We start from the raw sequence: 17195 nt of genomic DNA on the forward strand, positions 1-17195 counted from the left end.
CTCTCAAGGCAACTTCAGAGCAATTCAATATTCGATTCCCAATTTTCTTCACAAATTGCCTCAGCGCATCAGGGCGGAGTTAACCAGCTTTACTTTCTAAAAACTCCGCGATTAGAGATGAAGACTCTTCCTCCAAGCAATCTCAGGCTATCATCCACCCTCTCAAGATCGGAGAGTACTTGGCTGAGCTTGGGCATATTACTAAGGGGTAGATAATTACGGATTTCATCCCTATGAAATCCACTGCGTTCACATCGAAACCAAAGCCCATTCTGCGCCCTTGAAATCCTAAAAACGGGTCCGTTCGATGTCCACTTACCTTTGACTCCATTCTTTCTTAACTCACCCACAACTTCACTATTCATAGCGATACCTCTCGGTGGAATGAAATGTTGTAATTAAAGTCTCCCCATCAAAAACAAAGGCTTTATTTTTCATTTTTTCGATTTTCTTGATCTCATCCTTTAGGACTTGAATTGCCATTTGCGCTGCTTTAGTTGTAATCACGAGTTCCGAAACTCCACCAGATCGCTTTCGGGCCTCACCATATTTATAGATTAGATCAAAGCTATTGAGCGAAATCCCTCTCTGCGCACCCCTACAGCTAGCATGACTTGTAATTTTCATAAAATTCTCCCAGTTTTTGCCGAATTGTCTTTTTTCTTGGTCACAATTGTTACGCCTGACCACTTATCAAAGGCACGCTCAAATGCCTGCAAAGATGAGTTTAGCTCTTTCCAATTCAACAATGTAAGAGCATCTGAATTATCCCCCAACACGTCAGTCAAATCGCGCTCAATCAAGTTTTTCAAGCCAATCAATCGCTTCAGTTTTGGTTTAATCTTTAATAGCTTCTTTCGCTCTTTTTTTAGGGGGAAAATCAAACCATCTGAAACAATATAAATTAGCAAATTGAGCACCTGATCCCTGTTCAAATAATCATGAACTGAGACGATATCTTCTAGGAATTTTGAGTTTTGCTTCGTGATTTCATAGGTCTTTCTGGATGTTTTCTGGAGATCAATCCATGGCTTATAAACCTCTGGAAATATAGATGTCTCAGATTTTTCTACCTCATCCGAAAAGATCTTCATTTCAAATCCCCGACGAATGACTTCATCAAGAATTTCCTTCTGCTTATATCCGGAACGGTCGCAGAGACTTTTTATTCGCTCCTCGGATTCCTTTTTTAATCTAAAGGATGTTCTTAACCATTGCTTCTTCATATAACCTCCAAATTCAAAAAGGTTATAACCAAAGAAGTTATAAAAGTACATATTACGAACTGTATTTTATAACCTATCTAAGTATATGTAATAACTTAGATATGATACACATGAAAGATATACATACGCCGTACGTTCGGATTTATAACTTCTTATTGAGAGCTTATGGAAAACTATCGAGTCGAAGGTACTTTCAATCGTTTTGTTTCTGATGTCTCGACAAAATTAACCTGGTCTTTGTCCTTATAATGCGACCAAGTTGTCTCAATTGAAGCATGCCCAAGCCAGAGCGAAATATCCTCCAGCTTCTGCCCCTTCTCCATCATCATGTCGACAAAGTTTTTACGACCGCCATAAAGAGTTACGCCTTTACCGACATACTTCCTGACCGTTTTATGGAGTGGCCTTTTAAATGAGCCAGCTGAAATAACATCCAGGCACTCTTGCTGCTCTTTAAAGACTATCGGTATCTTCTTCCACCGTTTATCTTCAGCAACAGATTGGAGTTTTGACTGATAAACGTGCAACACATGAATTTTATTCTTCAAATTAAATTCAAGACGGAACTTCTTCTCGTCGACTAACATATCAACTTCTTCGGGACGAAGACCAAACCACACCGAAAGCTTCAACCAATTATACTGCTCAGGAATAAGGAACTTTTTGGCTTTCTCAAGCTTCGCTGGCGTTAACGGCAGTGATTCCTGACGAACTCCCAAATCAGTTTCAGTTCCACGCTTAGTCTTTTGGGCATCCGCAATCGCACTCTGTTCACGCCCTCGAGGAACGGGAACTTCATCATAGAAAGACCTTTGTTTGCGACTAACAAACAATCCCCAGCGATTGAGCAATGAAATAATTCGCGCCGAATAGTTCACAGATATTTTGCGTTCAACAAAGTACTTATAGATCTTCTTAGAAGCTTCCTTGTAGTCCTTTGGCTCAATTTTCAACTGTATACACATTTGTTGAATGAAGTTGAAATGCGAATAAAGCTTCAGCAAGTGCCGATTAGATCCAAAATTTTCTTCCTTAAGCTTCTCTTTGAATGCCTGTATATATTCATCAGGAAACAGCCCCGCATGCAGAGAGACCAACTCCTCTGTCCGCTTGGCAGCAACACGAATCTTTTCAGCCTCTTTGAAGTTATCTTTATTGAGCGCCCGAACGATCTCGTGGGCTTTGATATAAGGAATCTTGGGGTCTAACCCCAACTCGCGTAGGCAAGATCGGGAACACGCTCTTGCTTGCGTTTCCCATTCTCATAGGACTGCTTGTACAGCGTCCATTGAGCATTCTTGGTTTTCTTTAGGTAGTACGAGCCCACGCGGTCCTCCAAAGGTCTTTTCGGAGGGTTTCTGCGCGATTTTGAGCTCAAATTCAATAGATTGATTTAAAAATGACTACACCGCCTACCCGTGGGTAGGTGGTTGTCAGATCTAACTATTTGATTTTATTGGATAATTAGAAAAAATTGGTAGTGAGAGGCGGACTTGAACCGCCGACCTACGGATTATGATTCCGTTGCTCTAACCAGCTGAGCTACCCCACCACACAGTAACGCCAACTTATAAGGAACGAAGTCCCCACTTGTCTGCGTGAAGCAAGATTTTTAGTTGTGAACGCGCAGGAAGTCAATAATGGGCTTTGCGTTATATTCGGAATCTTAAATTTTCGTACTTAGCCCGCCTTAAGTCTTGACCGTGTGGCTTTTCCGCAATGCAATTACAGACTGTGACAGATTTTGGGTCCCAAAGACAGGGACCGCAACATGGTCCTTATATAAGGACCACCACGGAGGGGATACTTATGAAAAAGCTTATGATGGCCTTGGCCGTCCCAGCGCTACTTGCAGGCTGTTCTGACAAGAAAACGCCAAAAACCGGTGATTCTGAAGGCTTTGCAGGCCTGGTCTGGCAACAAAGTGCTAACGTCATTTCCGTTCGCACCTTTGATGACCAGCCAATTAAAAATGCTCAAATTTTGATCGGTGATGCCCTGAACTCCCCGTTCAGCGGGAACTTCCTGACCACAGACGCTAACGGCCAGGTTGAAATCCCAGCCGGCTGGAACACTGGCATGGCTGTGACCGTTCAAGCCCCAGGCTTTATTCGCTCTACTTATATGAACCAGGAACCAGGCGCTTTGACCTTCAAACTGCGCCCATCCGTGACGACCACTCAATATGAAGTCAAAGGTGTGACGTCCGGTCTGCCGGTTCAGGACAAAGACGGTTATGTGGATTTCGGTTTGGTGATGCCAGCGTTCTCTAAAATGGCGCTGCTTTCCTTCGACATCAACAACGTGATCAGTCCTCAATCCGATCGCATTGAAGCCATGGGTCAGGACATCGATGTTCCAGCCAACATCTCCCTGCCTCGTCAAAGCGAGAAATACGCTCTGTTCACGATCACTCTGGATAAACCGAACTATCGCATTTACTACGGAAACACTGGTGTGAACCGCGTTTTTGCGGCTCGCGGTCGTTTCCCGTTCAAATCCACCGTGGACGCCCTTCGCGGCGGAGCTGAATTCTATGAGCTGATCAACAGCTTCACCATCAACGGTGGTGCGGTTCGTGACATCGACGTGAAATCCGGCAGCACCCGTCTGGACATGCCAACACGCGAGCTGAACTTCACCGCAAAACAAGACGTGACCGCTCCAGCATTCCGTTCAGACGAGATGTTCATCGCTGTCGGCGTAGCCAATCAGTCTGGCTATTTGATCCCAACAGACGTGAAAAAGATCGAAAACGGCAAAAAACTGGGTCTAAACACCCTGCCAGGGTCTGAGCTGATGGTTCTGGGCGTTTTGAAAAGAACGGCCGAGATGAAATCCGGTGGCGACCGCATGAGCGCGACGCTTCTTCCGTTCGCAGCCGGCGTAGCACCAAAAATGCTGCCTTTGATCCCGGATCCATCCCTGCAATCTGGCGAGATCCTGATGCCTAAGTTTAACACTATTGATGGTGTCAGCCCGATTGCGACTTACTCTGTCCTTTCCAAGGAAGAGGAAGTGGTTCAAGGCTCTGCCAAAGTGAAAGTTCTGAACCCTCAGTGGGAGGTTTACGCACAGAACTGGCTTGAACGCTTAAAGCTGCCGCAGTGGCCGAATGACTCTGCTCCAGCCGGCAAAAAACGCTGGGAAGTGAACTTCGTCGGAAGCCAGACGGCAACGACGGCTCCGGTGGGACCTCAGATGATCGAATCTGCGACTCACGTGACCCACAGCTCTGTTTCCTTCTAAGACACACCAAGCCGCTTCATCCCGAAGCGGCTTTTTTTTCGCGCCAAAAAGCTTTCCAAAAGCGCCAAGTTGCTGTTAGATTTTTCTTAGATGTCTAATCCAGCGCGCATTCTATCCAAAAAAGTTCTGATGGGACTTGTGATTATCACAGGATGCACATTTGTGGGTTGCAGTCTTTTTGACAAAAAACCATCCGCCCACCAGCGCATGGGACAGATCAACAAACAAAAAGTCTTCTTTGCTTCTTACGACAACGTCTGGCGCGCGGCGCACGCGGTTTTGAAATACCCGATCGCCCAGGAAAACCAGGACACCGGCGTTATCGAAACTGAATACATCAAAGGTGTCGACGGCTGGATTCCACCGAACGAACAACGCCCGCCTTCCAGCGGGATTCGCTACAAACTGACCTTGATCTTTGCCAAAGGTAAAACCGAAGGCCGCGAATCCACCCGAGTCACCATTGAAAAGCGCATGGAGATCCTGCGCGATTTCTTCAGTGAACCTGAAACAATGGAAACCGACGGTCTGGAAGAAAAGATCATCTTCTATCGCATCGAACGCGAATTGATCGTCAACGAAGCTTTGAAAAAAGCCGGCTTCTAACCGTGCTGGTCAGATTCCTCCGCTCTATTGCTGAAAGATCCCCGACATTTGTTATGAGGATGTTCTTCAACATCTATCCGCCGTATTTCGGCTCGGGCATCAAAGTCGAAGAGATTTCGTCAGACTATAAATACCTGCGCGTGCGTTTGAAGCTTCGTTTTTATAATCGCAATTACGTGGGCACCCAGTTTGGTGGCAGCATCTATTCCATGACCGACCCGCATTTTATGTACCTGCTGCTGAATAGCCTGGGGTCTGAATATATCGTCTGGGACAAGGCTGCCAAAATTGAATTCCTAAAGCCCGGCAAAACCGACCTGATCGCTGAGTTCCGCATCGACGATCCGCTGCTGAACGAAATCCGAGAAAAAACCAAAACCGGAGACAAGTTCGTTTTTGACCTGCCAGTGGATGTCTTTGATCTGAACGGCATGAAAGTCGCAGAACTCAGCAAGACGCTTTATGTACGAAAGAAATCCACCGCCCTACGCCAAGCCGCAACGTAAATTTTGAACGGTCTTTTTTTCGTTTTTAGACGACACAGATTCCTGCTACGCTTTTTAGATATGTTGAACTTGAATTTCAAAAAAGCACTGATCTTTGCCAGCGTACTGCTGCTTCACCCGATGCTAACTCCAAGCTCTGCCGCTTTGGCAAAAAGAAGAACTCCGCCCAAGGCTTTCAGCTTTATCGCTGAAGGGGGCAAGGCTTCTCAAGGCGAGTGTGACGGCGAACGCAAGATTCCTCGCTTAAAACGCTTGAAAGAATTTTCTGGCACCAGCTCTTACATGGGTTCTGAACTGCAAGACCCAGAAATCAAAGGCAAACCAGGGGATGAGATGTGGAAGCACTTCTTCCGCGCGAAACCTGCGTGCAACTCGGTTCTGGCTAAAACCCCGTCCTCGGTGACAGATCCCTATAAAAGCGCCAAATCAGAAGCCACCCCAACCAACGAGGTGGACTCTGAAGAAGCCGCTGAAAATGCAGATGAACAACAGCAAATCGAAAACGCAGAGGCAGAACCTGCCACTGAATAAAGAAAAAGCCGGGGTGACCCGGCTTTTTTATTAGTTATTTTTTTTGATATAATCTTTCCACATGTCGACCAGGGCTGTTTGCTTGATCGGTTTGTCGCTTAAGCGAACTCCGGTCAGCCTCTCAAGCCCTCGAACCGCTGGCAGATGAACCCTTGTGTCGGTGTCTGAAAGCAGACCCGCAAAGGTCTTAAGCTCGCGATCCATCGGCTTCTTTGCCAAAACATCCACGATCTGATGGCGGATCCAAAGGCTGTGGGCATTTTTGAAGTTGTATTTCTGATTCAGCTCTTCCCACAAAAGGTCACGAACTTCCGGAGACGAGTTCTTTTCCAGAACCTCTACCGCCGCCGAACGAACCACCAGGGCTTTGTCTTTGATCAGCTTTTGCGCAAGCTTTTGGGCTTCGTCCGTGTTCACTTCACTCAGCGCAATCAGCGCCGCGTTTCGCATGAACCATTGACTGGAATCCCCTGCGCGCACCAGATCCGGCGTGGCTTTCGGGCCGCGAGCTTCCGCTGCTGCCATCAAAGCCTTCCAACGAACACTCATGGGTTGGGAGTCATTGAACGCCAAAGACACGAATTGGGAATAGTATTTTTCACCTTGAACCTGGACCACCATGCGGCGGTTTTCACCAGGAAGCTTCAGCAGTTCCATGGCTGAAGTTAAAGTGCTGGATGAACCCTTGGGACCTGCTGCCAAAGCACTTGAAGAAAGTCCCGCAATCAAAACAGAGGCCACAAGAATCTTATTCATAGCTTTTAACTCTTTTTGGTGACGAAGTTTTCAAACTCACTCATCAGCTGGTTGGTTTCATCTCCGTTTTTGGCGGCTTCTTCGCTGCCATCACCGGCTTTTTCAGCGGCCTTATCCAAAGCGCGCTGACCTTCTACCGCTGCTGCAAATTCTTTCATAAGGTCATCATCGATCAAATCAGAACCACCACCACTGTCAGCCGGAGCTTCCGGAGCTGGCTCGGCCGCCACTTCCGCTGCCGGAGCTGCCGGTTCCGGAGTTGGCTCTGGAGCTGGGGTCGGCGCTGGAGTCGGCGCTACTGCCGCAGGGGCCGGAGCTCCCGCCTTCAGCGCTTCCAGTTGTTTTTTCAGGTCTTCGTTTTCATCGCGATAACGGGAAAGATCCGCAATGTCTTCGCTGATGATTTCATATTCCGCCAGGCGTGCTTCCAGATCACGAAGCTTGCCGTTAAGTTCTTCTTTTTCCGCCGAAGACATTCCGCCTTCGCCGCCACCAGCTCCACCGCCAGCGGAGGCGGCTTGCGCTGCAGCAAGAGCTTCTTGCAATTGCGCTTGAAGGGTTTCAACTTTCTGGTGATTTTCAGACAAGGACAAACGCAACTGCGCCACTTCGGCTGCGGATTCTGCCACCGCCGCGGCCGCATCTGAACTTGAAGAAGCTGCCGCCGAAGCTTGCCCCTTCTTCGTCGTCAGTGGGGATTCGTCCATGTCAACATCCACACCCAGATCTTCCGCCGCCGGGCGGGATTTCGCCGCCGGAGCATGAGCCTGACTGTCGAGGATCTTTTGCAGCGTTTTCTCAAGCTGAGCCGCATCGATACCCTGACCGTTTTCTGCAGATGTGGAAGAAGAACCTTTCTTCGCGAAAAAGGCCCGGAAGGCCAAGAACAACGCAAGAAGGATGATGAGCCCAAGAAGGCCCTCTATGATCGAGGTATTGTGGTGATCCCAAAAGGACAGAAATTTTTCAATTGTCACAATTCAAATTCTCACCCATCCCAAGGGCCCCGTCAATGCTGGACCTTTGAAGGTATTCGGGTTAGCGTGATTCCATCTCGAGGTGATACTTATGTCTCAAAAGCCCTATGATCTGATCATCCAAGGCGGGATCTGCCTGTTACCCCACCCCTCTGAAAGTGGCCTTATCGAGCAGCAGGCCGACATCGCCATTACAGATGGACGCATCGAAAAAATCCGCGACTCTATCAACGAGCCCGCCCTCAGAATCATCAAAGCCCACGGTCTGCATGTCCTAGCCGGGGTCATAGACAGCCAGGTGCACTTTCGCGAACCCGGCCTGACCCATAAAGAAGACCTGGAAACCGGCACCCGCGCGGCGGTTTTAGGGGGCGTCACCAGCATCTTTGAGATGCCAAACACCAACCCTTCCACCACCACCAAAGAAGCCTTCGAAGACAAACTGCAAAGAGCAAAAAACCGGGCTCACTGCAACTATGCCTTCTTTATCGGTGGAGCCCATGACAACGTCGCCCATATCGCCGAACTGGAGTTGATGCCTCACTGTTCGGGCGTAAAGATCTTTATGGGAAGCTCGACCGGAAACTTGTTGGTCGAGGACGATGAAACTTTGGAGCAAATCCTAAAACGCGGTCACCGCCGCATCATCTTCCACAGTGAAGATGAAATGCGCCTGCGTGAGCGCAAACACATTGCTTCAGACATGGCCGATCCCCACTATCACCCGGTATGGCGTGATGTGGAAACAGCCGTGAACTCGACCACCCGTCTTTTGAGACTGGCCCGAAAAACCGGACGTAAGATTCACGTTTTGCACGTTTCCACCGGCGAAGAAATGGATCTGCTAAAAGACGCCAAGGACATCGCCACTGTTGAAGTGCTGCCTCAGCATCTGACCCTGTATGCGCCGGATTGTTATGACAAGCTGGGCACCTATGCCCAGCAAAATCCGCCGATCCGTGAAAAACGCCACATGGACCGCATCTGGAAAGCCCTTTTGGATGGCACCGTGGACGTGATTGGTTCAGATCACGCTCCCCACACCCGTGAAGAAAAAGACCGTCCCTACCCGGCAAGCCCGTCCGGAGTTCCGGGCGTGCAAACATTGGTGCCGATCATGCTGAATCACGTGCATGACGGACGACTGTCTTTGAAAAAGTTCACCGAGCTTGTCACCGAAAACCCTTGCCGCGTCTTTGGTGTCAAAAACAAAGGTCGCCTGCGCCAAGGCTTCGACGCTGACATCACAATTGTGGATCTGAAAAAAGAAACCACGATTGATAATTCCTGGATCGCCAGCCGCTGCGGCTGGACTCCGTTCCACGGCATGCGGGTGACCGGATGGCCGACACACACAATTGTGGGTGGAAAACTGGTTATGGAAAACGATCAAGTCGTTTTGCCAAGCCAAGGTCAGGCCGTAGACTTCCTGGAAACTCGTTCATGAATCCAGCTCCGAAGAAAACCGCCGCCGGCCTGTTCTTTGGCGGCCTGCTGCCAGTTATCGCCTTCACTCTGATTGAAGAATACTATGGAATCATTCCCGGCCTGATTGCCGGGATGATTTTTGGTTTGGGTGAAATCATCTGGGAACTTTACCGCCACAAGAAAGTGCAAAAGATCACCTGGATCGGTAACGGCATGTTGCTGGGCTTGGGGGCGATTTCTTTGATTTCATCCGAAGGCATCTGGTTTAAACTTCAGCCCGCTTTGATGGAAGGGGCTTTTGCGATTGTGCTTTGGGGATCGCTGGTCGTTAAAAAGCCATTGTTGGTTTATCTTGCAGAACAGCAGGGGCAGCAGTTTCCGGAGATCATCAAATCGCGTATGGCCGGAATCACGTTCCGCACGGGAATCTTCTTTGCCATTCATGCCGTCTTGGCAACGTGGGCGGCCTTGGAGTGGAGCACCACCAACTGGGCGCTTTTAAAAGGTATTGGACTGACCGTCAGTTTTATCCTGTATCTTGTCATTGAGGCTGTTCTGCTTCGAAGGATCGTTCTAAAACAAAGATCAGAATGAAAAATCTGATCTTGGGACTTATCTTATTACTATGCACCGGGTGCGGTCAGTTGGACATGATGGTCCGCTGGGCTGATATCACCGCTACATCCCGCGCCGATCGCTATTTTGATCTGACCAGCGAACAAAAATCCGAACTGAAAGAAAACATCCAAAACGACATCACCAAGATGCGAAAAGAGATGTTCCCCGAAGTCGCAAAAACCTTCCGCAGCCTGGAACCAGAAATCAAAAAAGATCAGATCAACAAAGACCTGGTCGCCAAAAACTTTCTGGAAATTCAAAGCTATTTCAAAAAAGGCACAAACTATTTCAAAGACTCGGCACTTAAAACCGCCGGCACCCTGACAAAGGCGCAGTTTGAACACTTCGCCAGGAAAGTCCGCGAAGACATCACTGAAACCCAGGAAGACAACGAAACCCCGGAAGAATCGCTGAAGACAGCCTACAAACGCTATCGCCGCAGTTTTGAATTCTGGATCGGCGGAATTTCCGTGAAACAACAAGACGAAATCGAAAAGTTCTTAAAAGCAAACCCCTATCCGTGGGAGCTTCAAAACAAAAGCCGCGAACACACGCTAAAACTTTTCCTGGCGGCCAGTCATAATCCCCCGGCCTTGCAAAAGTTTGTGGCGGACTATTTTGTCGACTATGAAGCAAGCCGCCTGCCGGAGTTCACCGAGGCCTTGAATAAACACAAAGCCGCCTTCCAGGCTTTTCTGACCGAGCAGTTCTGGAAGAGCCTCAGTTCCTCGCAAAAGAATGTGCTAAGGGATAATCTGATATCCAGAGCCGAGGATCTGGACAAGATCGCTCAGCGCCCCTGAAACTCGGGCGCTTTCTTTTCTTTCATCGCTTCCAGAGCCGTGAAGTGATCCTCCGTGCGCTGAGTGATTCCCTGATAAGCCGCCGCTAGATCCAGGATCGTGGCAAGATCATTCATATAAGCCATCTTCATGGTCTTTTTCGTCATCTGCACCGCCACCGGCGCATTGCCAGCAACCTTGTCCGCCAACTTTTCAGTTTCAGCCAACAAAGATTCCACCGGCACCAGATAGTTCAAAAGCCCCCAGTTCAGCGCTTCAGCCCCTGAAACCAGATCCCCGGTCAAAGACATCTGCATGGCCTTACTAAAGCCAATCACCCGCTGCAGGAAGAAACTGCCCCCGTCTCCCGGAACCAGCCCCAGTTTTACGAAGGTCTCGCCAAACTTGGACTTTTCAGTGCCGATGCGCAGATCACACATCATAGCCAAATCACACCCAGCCCCAATCGCCGGCCCATTGACCATGGCAATCACAGGTTTCGAAAGCTCTTCAATACACTTAGGAATCTGCTGAATCCCATGCATGTAACGCATACGAAGCTCATTCGATTCCCCAGCAAACATGCCCGTCTTGTTCTGCATAGCCTTCACATCACCACCAGCACAGAACGAGGTTCCTTCACCAGTAATAACAATCACCCGCACCAAAGAATCAAAATCCGCAAACCTCAAAACCCGAGTCAACGATTCCACCATCTCAAGCGAAATAGCATTACTCTGCTCCGAATTAGCAAGCGTAACCCAAAGCGTATGATTTTTAAGTGAAACAGAAAGATGCGCAAAGACTTGAGAATAAAAAGACAAGATTCCCCCTACCCTCGACGCTACCGAAGCGACCTAGGAGATGTCAAATGCAAGGCGGAAGAAGGAGGCGTACCCCTGGTACGTCGACGCCGACCAACGCAGCAGTTGGCATCTCATAGGCCGCTCCCCCTTAGAACGAAAAAAGGCTCCCCTGAGGGAGCCTTTTTTTGTTCGTCACTACTGACAGAATGGTAGGTCTGGTTTGATTTGGCAGATGATTTGGCAGATCGCTGGATCACCAAGTGGACATTCGCCAGGTTGACCTGGGTCAGGCAAACCACCACCGTTGTCTGGCGGAGGATTTGGATTGTTGCCGCCACCGGAAGAAGCACCCACGTGGATGTTCAGAGTGGAAGCCGTTTTGCCGTCAGCATCAGTTACTGTCACAACAGTGGAACCGTTGGAAGCTGCAGTCAAAGTACCGTTGTCAGATACAGAAGCTACAGAAGAGTTGCTGGAAGCAAATTTGAATGGCGCTTTACCGTGAAGAACAGACAAAGCCAGAGTCTCAGAAGGTTTGATAGTTGCCGCAGCCGGAACTACAACCATTTTCTTGGACATAACAGCTTCAACCGCTTCGTAAGCGTCAACGCGGCAGTTACATGCAGTTTCGATGGAAACTTTAGCACCTGTCGTCTGAAGGATCGCGCGGATTTGCGCACCAGTCAGAGAAGGATCTTGAGCTTTCATCAAAGCCACCAGACCGGAAACAAGCGGAGTTGCCATGGAAGTACCAGACAAGTTGCCGTATTTGTTTTTTGGAAGAGTGGACATGATGTTCTCACCCGGTGCAGAAACGTGAACAGTCGCTGTACCGTAGTTAGACCAAGATGGTTTCGCATCTGCAGGGCCGGAAGCCGCTACTGTGATGGAATTTGGGTAACCGTTGTTCGCTGGGAACATTTCAGTTTTATCGTTGTTTTTACCGTCATTCGCAGCAGCTGCGATGAAGATAACACCTTTGTCGTCAGCACGTTTTACGGCCTCAAGAAGCGGAGCTGCTTGAGAACGAGGAACGGCCGCACCCCAAGATGCAGAAATGATCTGAGCGCCTTTTTCAACAGCGTAGTCGATAGACTTGATCGCGTTGTTCAGGTCACCGGAACCGTCAGCACCCAGGAAGCGCAAAGGCATCATGGAAACTTCAGGAGAAAGACCTACGATACCACCGTCGATAAGACCCGTCGCACCAACCGCACCCGCACAGTGTGTACCGTGACCTGGGTTTTGGAAGCCAGTCAGATCCATTGGATCAGCGTCGTTGTCGCGGAAGTCATAACCAGTGATCATGTTCGGAGCCAATGCCGGGTGAGTGTAATCAACACCAGTATCGATAACCGCAACGATCACGTTTTTGGAGCCTTTGTTACCAGCACGCTGCCAAGCTTTTTCAGCTTGAACTTTCGCGATAGCCCATTGCTCTTTCAAAGCAGCAGCGTCAACTGGCGCTGTGAAAGCTCTGATTTTGAAGTTAGGAACGATGTACTCAACGCCTGGTTGAGACAACAAAGAAGCCAAAGCCTGAGCTTCGTGTTTCTTGTTCACATCAACCAACACCAAGCTAGCAGTGTCGTTGTGATCCATCATTTGGATCGTGGACACCTTAGATGTCGTCATTGTATTCAGCATGTTGAAAGCGCGAGTGTTCGAATATTTCACCAGGTATTCGCCAGCGAACGCCTGAGAACCAAACAGAACCGCACCAACTAGTAATGCACGTTTCATAATTAAACCCCCTCCGTGGTGAAAAAATAATATTCACCTTTCTTAAGCATTGAATACAAAAATCTTAAACAAATCTTAAATTTTTTGACACAACCCATCGAATATTGAACCCACCGGCGTTCTTTTCAATGATGTTCGCGACTGTTTTTTTGCAGCGAAAGAGGGTTCATCTATGAGTTATCTGCACGCGATCATCCTTGGCATTGTCGAGGGGATCACCGAGTTCCTGCCCATTTCTTCCACGGGTCATATGATTATTGCCAGCTCTATGATGGGCATCGAAGACAGCTCTTTCACAAAGGCTTTCGAAGTCATCATTCAGTTTGGCGCGATTATGTCGGTGCTGGTTTTGTATTGGAAACGCTTCCTTCCTCATTGGGGATTTTATCGCAAGCTGTTCGTGGCGTTCCTGCCCACGGCAATCATCGGTTTCGTCGTAAAGGATGTGGTGGAACACCTGATGGGCAGCGTGCAGGTCGTTGCCTGGTCGCTGATTATCGGCGGTGCGATCCTGATTTGGGCGGACAAGGCATTTGCTCACCTGACAATGATGGGCCGAAAAACCGATGATCTGACATACAAAGATTCGGTGAAGCTCGGACTGTTCCAGGCCATCGCGATGATCCCGGGTGTTTCGCGTTCTGGTGCGACCATCATGGGCGGATTGACACTTGGCATGAATAAAAAAGAAGCAGCGGAGTTTTCATTTTTCCTGGCGGTTCCGACAATGGCCGCAGCCACGCTGTACAAACTGTTAAAGATCTATAAGACGATTGAGCCCGCACAAATCAATTTGCTGCTGGTGGGCTGCGCTGTGGCCTTTGTTGTGGCGATGGTTGCGATCAAGTTCTTTATCGGTATAGTGTCGCGCTATGGGTTCCGGGGCTTTGGTTACTACCGAATTGTTCTGGGTTTGGTGATTTTGATTTTGCTCTATACAGGGCATGACTTGCAGATGGTGTAATATGAAAGAGCTTTCTTCCATGGAAAAGTTTTTGTTTGAAGAATCCCAGTGGTTCACTCCGGAGCTGACCGAGGTTCTGAAATCCACAACCTTTGTGATGCCCAACTGGAAGTGGGCCTTCCTGGCGCTGGCGTTTGCAGCGGGGATCTTTGTGATCCGCCCGGTGTTTCACCTGATCCTTAAAGAACTTAAGAAACACAATCCGATCACCAAAAAGTATCCAAACACATTCTGGGGGTATTTCCTCAGAACCGACACGGACCGCCCGATGGCGTGGATCCTGGTGATCCTGTTGTGGTTTGCGGCGGGCGACGCAGCCGAGCTGACTGGCAAATTTGCCAGCTACTATGACCACTTCCTGCGCGGTCTGATTGCCATCTTCATTATCCGCCTGGTTTATTATGCAGTGGATGCAGCTTGCTCGGTGCTGGCGGATTATACTTCAAAAACCCCAAGCACTTTTGATGACCAGTTGGTGCCGTTTGCCTCCAAAGCCCTAAAGATCTTTGTCGTGGTGATGGGGTTCCTGATCGTGCTGCAAAGCTTTGGACTCAATGTAATGTCCTTGCTGGCCGGTCTGGGTTTGGGGGGCTTGGCGCTGGCATTGGCTGCCCAGGACACTGCTGCCAATTTGTTCGGTTCAATCACCATCTTGTTTGATCGCCCCTTCCAGGTCGGCGACTGGGTGAAAATCAAGGACATGGAAGGCACGGTTGAAGAAATCGGCTTCCGTTCTACACGTGTCCGCACGTTCTACAACTCCCTGATCACCATACCAAATGCTATGATGGCAAAAGAGACGGTCGACAATATGGGTGTTCGTCCTGCCCGCCGTGTGCGCCAGGTGCTCGGTTTAGTTTACGAAACAGCACCAGAAACGATAGAGGCCTTCTGCGATCGCGTTCGCTATTATATCAAGTCGGACGAAAAAGTTATTGCGGACACCGTGACAGTTCACTTTAATAATTACAATGCTTCATCCTTGGATGTTCTCGTCAATTTCCATTTGAAGGTGTACACTGGTCCGGAAGAGCTGCAACACCAGCAACGAATCTTTATTGAGATTTTGAAGATTGCAGCCGATATGAACGTCAGTTTTGCTTACCCAACTCAGACGGTTTATAATCAGGTGACCACGATAAGATAAGGAGCCCCAGAAGCCATGTCAGTAAAAGTCGACCACGTTATTTTAAAAGACCAAAACCTGGCTCGTGTCAGCCTGGCTGGCCTGCTTGAAAATGACGAAAAGGCTTTAACTGAACTGGCCATTCCGGCAGCCCTGGATCTGCACCTGCATCTGGAACAACTGCGCGGGATCAACTCTTTGGGGGTCCGTGCGTTTGTGAACTGGTCTTCCAAGCTGAAAAACCCCAAGATCATGATTCACGATGCTCCGAAGGCTTTCGTCGACCAGGTCAATATGGTGGACGGCTTCCTGCCGCCCCAGGCGCGCATGAGAAGCTTCTTTGTACCCTACTATTCCGAAGCCACCGGCGAAGAAACCCAAGTGCAATTCGCCATCGGCATCAACTTCTATCTTTATGAAGGCCAGTGGAAGTTTTCCTTCCCTGAGGTCCACGACAGCCGGGGCAACCTGATGTCGGTGGACATCCAACCGGAACGCTACTTCCGCTTCCTGAACAAAATGAAATAAAAAAACCCACAAACTTCAGTGTTTGTGGGTTTTGTGTTTTTAGATTCTGGCAAAGACTATTTCTTTTTCTTCGCTTTCAAACCTGCATCGAGGCGAATTTTAACCGCCTCCAGGCGGGACTCTTCCGCTTCAAAGTTGGCTTTGGCTGTTGCCACCTTGATGCGAATTTCTTCAGCTTCGTTTTTTGCTGAATCCAGACGACTTTCAAGCTTTTCACGCTCTTTTTTAGCCTTCTCGGTTTCTTCAGTCAGACGTTTCAATTCGCTTTCAGATTTCGCCACTTCGGATTCGTAATCGGCGATGGCCTTCTTGGATCTTGCGATTTCCAGGTTGGCGGTCGCCTGCTCTTTACGAAGGTTGTTGCGGTTGCCTTCAAGCTCTTGGCGGGCTTTGGCGGCTTGTTGTTTCAGCTTTTCTTCCTGCGACTTGGTTTCAGTCACCTTTTTGCGCTCGGATTCAGCTTCCTCCTTGGCTTTCTTTGACGCCTCTACCGCGGCTTTCAGCTCACCTTCCACTTTTTCGATCATCGCCTTGGCTTGTTCGTCCTGTGCTTTCAAGCGGGACATTTCAGCTTCCGCGCGAGCACGGTCGGCTTCGGCACGGGCGATTTCCTGCTTGGCTTTGGCTTCACGGGCCTTGGCTTCGGCCACCGCTTTTTGGGTCAGCAGTTTGGCTTTGGAAAGATTCTGTTCGGCTTTCAAAGTTTCATTCTTCGCCGCTTCGGCTTCTTTCGTTGCCGTCAAGCCGGCTTCAGTTGCAGCGTTGGCCTGCTTTTCCTGATCTTTGGCCTGATCAACCAACTCGTCGGCTTTCTTTTCAGCCTGCTTGCGCTTGCCTTGAGCTTCATCGCGAACCTGGATGGCTTTTTGAGTTTTTTCCTGAGCGGCTTTGATGCGCGCTTGAGCTGAGGCCTGCTCTTTTTCAGCGGCTGTCTTAGCTCTGTCATGTTCGTTGGTTTCAGCCTTCAGCTTTGCAGATTCACGCTCGGAATCAGCCTGTTCTTTCTTGGCGTCATTTTCCAATGAGCGAGCCTTGTTAATAGCCGACTGGGATTCTGCACGGATTTTATCCCGGCGCTTGCGATCTTCTTCGGCACGTTTTTTCGCTTCGTTGGCTTCAGCTTTGGCGGCTTCCGCGTCGGCGGTGGCCTCTTCGGCTTCAATTTGCGAGCTGTCGACTTGTGCGTACGCTGCCAGTGGCATGGTGCCGGTCATAAGAGCTGCCAAGAGAAGTGTTCCCAGTGGTTTTACCTGCATTGAAAATCTCCTTCGATGATTCATCGATGTTCAATAGCAACTAGGATATAGGGATTTTAGGCAAAAAAAAAGCGACCAGGATTGGGGGGGGAG

The 17195-nt window shown here is 49.1% G+C and carries 19 protein-coding genes and 1 tRNA gene; 10 read left to right on the top strand and 10 right to left on the bottom strand.

Translation table 11 applies throughout. The features are described 5' to 3' along the window. Window positions 1-357 precede the first annotated feature (357 nt). The 5 genes from ACNQKP_RS10700 to ACNQKP_RS10720 form a co-directional block, all read right to left on the bottom strand. A complete protein-coding gene (locus ACNQKP_RS10700) occupies window positions 358-627 on the bottom strand; it encodes a hypothetical protein (RefSeq protein ID WP_417864729.1) in 270 nt (89 codons plus the stop codon). Next, window positions 624-1226: a hypothetical protein gene (locus ACNQKP_RS10705; RefSeq protein WP_417864730.1), complete on the bottom strand. Its 603-nt coding sequence runs from the start codon at window positions 1224-1226 to the stop codon at window positions 624-626. Before ACNQKP_RS10705 ends, ACNQKP_RS10700 begins: the two co-directional genes overlap by 4 nt. 173 nt (window positions 1227-1399) lie before the next feature. Further along, window positions 1400-2440, bottom strand: coding sequence for a hypothetical protein (locus ACNQKP_RS10710; protein WP_417864731.1), 1041 nt, complete (start codon window positions 2438-2440; stop codon window positions 1400-1402). Then, window positions 2431-2553: a hypothetical protein gene (locus tag ACNQKP_RS10715; protein ID WP_417864732.1), complete on the bottom strand. Its 123-nt coding sequence runs from the start codon at window positions 2551-2553 to the stop codon at window positions 2431-2433. Before ACNQKP_RS10715 ends, ACNQKP_RS10710 begins: the two co-directional genes overlap by 10 nt. Window positions 2554-2701: 148 nt before the next feature. Then, window positions 2702-2778: transfer RNA gene (locus ACNQKP_RS10720), tRNA-Met, on the bottom strand. A gap of 257 nt (window positions 2779-3035) precedes the next feature. Here ACNQKP_RS10720 and ACNQKP_RS10725 point away from each other — a divergent pair. The 4 genes from ACNQKP_RS10725 (at window position 3036) to ACNQKP_RS10740 (ending at window position 6118) form a co-directional block, all read left to right on the top strand. Further along, window positions 3036-4475, top strand: a complete 1440-nt coding sequence (locus tag ACNQKP_RS10725; protein WP_417864733.1) for a hypothetical protein — start codon at window positions 3036-3038, stop codon at window positions 4473-4475. A gap of 90 nt (window positions 4476-4565) precedes the next feature. Then, a complete protein-coding gene (locus ACNQKP_RS10730; RefSeq protein WP_011165078.1) occupies window positions 4566-5081 on the top strand; it encodes a hypothetical protein in 516 nt (171 codons plus the stop codon). Between the two features lie 53 nt (window positions 5082-5134). Further along, window positions 5135-5587 carry a DUF4442 domain-containing protein gene (locus tag ACNQKP_RS10735; RefSeq protein ID WP_417864734.1) on the top strand — a complete coding sequence of 151 codons (453 nt, stop codon included), beginning with the start codon at window positions 5135-5137 and terminating at the stop codon, window positions 5585-5587. 60 nt (window positions 5588-5647) lie between these two features. Then, window positions 5648-6118: a hypothetical protein gene (locus ACNQKP_RS10740; RefSeq protein ID WP_417864735.1), complete on the top strand. Its 471-nt coding sequence runs from the start codon at window positions 5648-5650 to the stop codon at window positions 6116-6118. Window positions 6119-6148: 30 nt separating this feature from the next. Here the strand turns inward: ACNQKP_RS10740 and ACNQKP_RS10745 are convergent, their stop codons facing one another. Both ACNQKP_RS10745 and ACNQKP_RS10750 read right to left on the bottom strand, forming a co-directional pair. Next, window positions 6149-6874, bottom strand: a complete 726-nt coding sequence (locus ACNQKP_RS10745; protein ID WP_374033591.1) for a HEAT repeat domain-containing protein — start codon at window positions 6872-6874, stop codon at window positions 6149-6151. Window positions 6875-6879: 5 nt separating this feature from the next. Beyond that, window positions 6880-7851: a hypothetical protein gene (locus tag ACNQKP_RS10750; RefSeq protein WP_417864736.1), complete on the bottom strand. Its 972-nt coding sequence runs from the start codon at window positions 7849-7851 to the stop codon at window positions 6880-6882. Between the two features lie 91 nt (window positions 7852-7942). Here ACNQKP_RS10750 and ACNQKP_RS10755 point away from each other — a divergent pair, with 91 nt between their 5' ends. The 3 genes from ACNQKP_RS10755 to ACNQKP_RS10765 are packed head-to-tail and all read left to right on the top strand — an operon-like array spanning window position 7943 to window position 10700. Further along, window positions 7943-9298 carry a dihydroorotase gene (locus ACNQKP_RS10755; protein ID WP_417864737.1) on the top strand — a complete coding sequence of 452 codons (1356 nt, stop codon included), beginning with the start codon at window positions 7943-7945 and terminating at the stop codon, window positions 9296-9298. Next, on the top strand, window positions 9295-9873 hold the full coding sequence (locus ACNQKP_RS10760) for an inner membrane-spanning protein YciB (RefSeq protein WP_417864738.1): 579 nt from the start codon (window positions 9295-9297) through the stop codon (window positions 9871-9873). The genes ACNQKP_RS10755 and ACNQKP_RS10760 overlap by 4 nt, the downstream gene beginning before the upstream one ends. Beyond that, window positions 9870-10700 carry a DUF6279 family lipoprotein gene (locus ACNQKP_RS10765; RefSeq protein WP_417864739.1) on the top strand — a complete coding sequence of 277 codons (831 nt, stop codon included), beginning with the start codon at window positions 9870-9872 and terminating at the stop codon, window positions 10698-10700. Before ACNQKP_RS10760 ends, ACNQKP_RS10765 begins: the two co-directional genes overlap by 4 nt. On the opposite strand, the gene ACNQKP_RS10770 is transcribed toward ACNQKP_RS10765, so the two are convergent. Together ACNQKP_RS10770 and ACNQKP_RS10775 are read right to left on the bottom strand one after the other, a co-directional pair. Further along, window positions 10688-11503: an enoyl-CoA hydratase-related protein gene (locus ACNQKP_RS10770; protein ID WP_417864740.1), complete on the bottom strand. Its 816-nt coding sequence runs from the start codon at window positions 11501-11503 to the stop codon at window positions 10688-10690. The two genes, ACNQKP_RS10765 and ACNQKP_RS10770, sit on opposite strands and share 13 nt — an antisense overlap. 177 nt (window positions 11504-11680) lie before the next feature. Continuing rightward, window positions 11681-13228, bottom strand: a complete 1548-nt coding sequence (locus ACNQKP_RS10775) for a S8 family peptidase (protein ID WP_038449949.1) — start codon at window positions 13226-13228, stop codon at window positions 11681-11683. Window positions 13229-13400: 172 nt separating this feature from the next. Here ACNQKP_RS10775 and ACNQKP_RS10780 point away from each other — a divergent pair, with 172 nt between their 5' ends. From ACNQKP_RS10780 to ACNQKP_RS10790, 3 genes are read left to right on the top strand one after another with little or no spacing between them, the layout of a single operon-like run. Further along, window positions 13401-14192 carry an undecaprenyl-diphosphate phosphatase gene (locus ACNQKP_RS10780; protein WP_417864741.1) on the top strand — a complete coding sequence of 264 codons (792 nt, stop codon included), beginning with the start codon at window positions 13401-13403 and terminating at the stop codon, window positions 14190-14192. A gap of 1 nt (window position 14193) precedes the next feature. Next, window positions 14194-15339 carry a mechanosensitive ion channel family protein gene (locus ACNQKP_RS10785; protein ID WP_417864742.1) on the top strand — a complete coding sequence of 382 codons (1146 nt, stop codon included), beginning with the start codon at window positions 14194-14196 and terminating at the stop codon, window positions 15337-15339. A gap of 15 nt (window positions 15340-15354) precedes the next feature. After that, on the top strand, window positions 15355-15846 hold the full coding sequence (locus ACNQKP_RS10790) for a hypothetical protein (protein WP_417864743.1): 492 nt from the start codon (window positions 15355-15357) through the stop codon (window positions 15844-15846). A 56-nt stretch (window positions 15847-15902) separates the two neighbouring features. Here the strand turns inward: ACNQKP_RS10790 and ACNQKP_RS10795 are convergent, their stop codons facing one another. After that, window positions 15903-17102 carry a hypothetical protein gene (locus ACNQKP_RS10795; RefSeq protein WP_417864744.1) on the bottom strand — a complete coding sequence of 400 codons (1200 nt, stop codon included), beginning with the start codon at window positions 17100-17102 and terminating at the stop codon, window positions 15903-15905. Window positions 17103-17195 lie beyond the last annotated feature (93 nt).

This window comes from Bdellovibrio bacteriovorus, assembly GCF_048286975.1.
Lineage (GTDB): Bacteria > Bdellovibrionota > Bdellovibrionia > Bdellovibrionales > Bdellovibrionaceae > Bdellovibrio > Bdellovibrio bacteriovorus_H.

What these genes read in the sequence shown, in the direction of transcription:
- ACNQKP_RS10785 (WP_417864742.1), top strand. Translation starts at nt 14,194, where the DNA reads ATGAAAGAGCTTTCTTCCATGGAAAAGTTTTTGTTTGAAGAATCCCAG.
- ACNQKP_RS10745 (WP_374033591.1), bottom strand. Translation starts at nt 6,874, where the DNA reads ATGAATAAGATTCTTGTGGCCTCTGTTTTGATTGCGGGACTTTCTTCA.
- ACNQKP_RS10795 (WP_417864744.1), bottom strand. Translation starts at nt 17,102, where the DNA reads ATGCAGGTAAAACCACTGGGAACACTTCTCTTGGCAGCTCTTATGACC.
- ACNQKP_RS10790 (WP_417864743.1), top strand. Translation starts at nt 15,355, where the DNA reads ATGTCAGTAAAAGTCGACCACGTTATTTTAAAAGACCAAAACCTGGCT.
- ACNQKP_RS10705 (WP_417864730.1), bottom strand. Translation starts at nt 1,226, where the DNA reads ATGAAGAAGCAATGGTTAAGAACATCCTTTAGATTAAAAAAGGAATCC.
- ACNQKP_RS10700 (WP_417864729.1), bottom strand. Translation starts at nt 627, where the DNA reads ATGAAAATTACAAGTCATGCTAGCTGTAGGGGTGCGCAGAGAGGGATT.
- ACNQKP_RS10780 (WP_417864741.1), top strand. Translation starts at nt 13,401, where the DNA reads ATGAGTTATCTGCACGCGATCATCCTTGGCATTGTCGAGGGGATCACC.
- ACNQKP_RS10730 (WP_011165078.1), top strand. Translation starts at nt 4,566, where the DNA reads ATGTCTAATCCAGCGCGCATTCTATCCAAAAAAGTTCTGATGGGACTT.
- ACNQKP_RS10760 (WP_417864738.1), top strand. Translation starts at nt 9,295, where the DNA reads ATGAATCCAGCTCCGAAGAAAACCGCCGCCGGCCTGTTCTTTGGCGGC.
- ACNQKP_RS10755 (WP_417864737.1), top strand. Translation starts at nt 7,943, where the DNA reads ATGTCTCAAAAGCCCTATGATCTGATCATCCAAGGCGGGATCTGCCTG.
- ACNQKP_RS10735 (WP_417864734.1), top strand. Translation starts at nt 5,135, where the DNA reads ATGAGGATGTTCTTCAACATCTATCCGCCGTATTTCGGCTCGGGCATC.
- ACNQKP_RS10725 (WP_417864733.1), top strand. Translation starts at nt 3,036, where the DNA reads ATGAAAAAGCTTATGATGGCCTTGGCCGTCCCAGCGCTACTTGCAGGC.
- ACNQKP_RS10775 (WP_038449949.1), bottom strand. Translation starts at nt 13,228, where the DNA reads ATGAAACGTGCATTACTAGTTGGTGCGGTTCTGTTTGGTTCTCAGGCG.
- ACNQKP_RS10740 (WP_417864735.1), top strand. Translation starts at nt 5,648, where the DNA reads ATGTTGAACTTGAATTTCAAAAAAGCACTGATCTTTGCCAGCGTACTG.
- ACNQKP_RS10765 (WP_417864739.1), top strand. Translation starts at nt 9,870, where the DNA reads ATGAAAAATCTGATCTTGGGACTTATCTTATTACTATGCACCGGGTGC.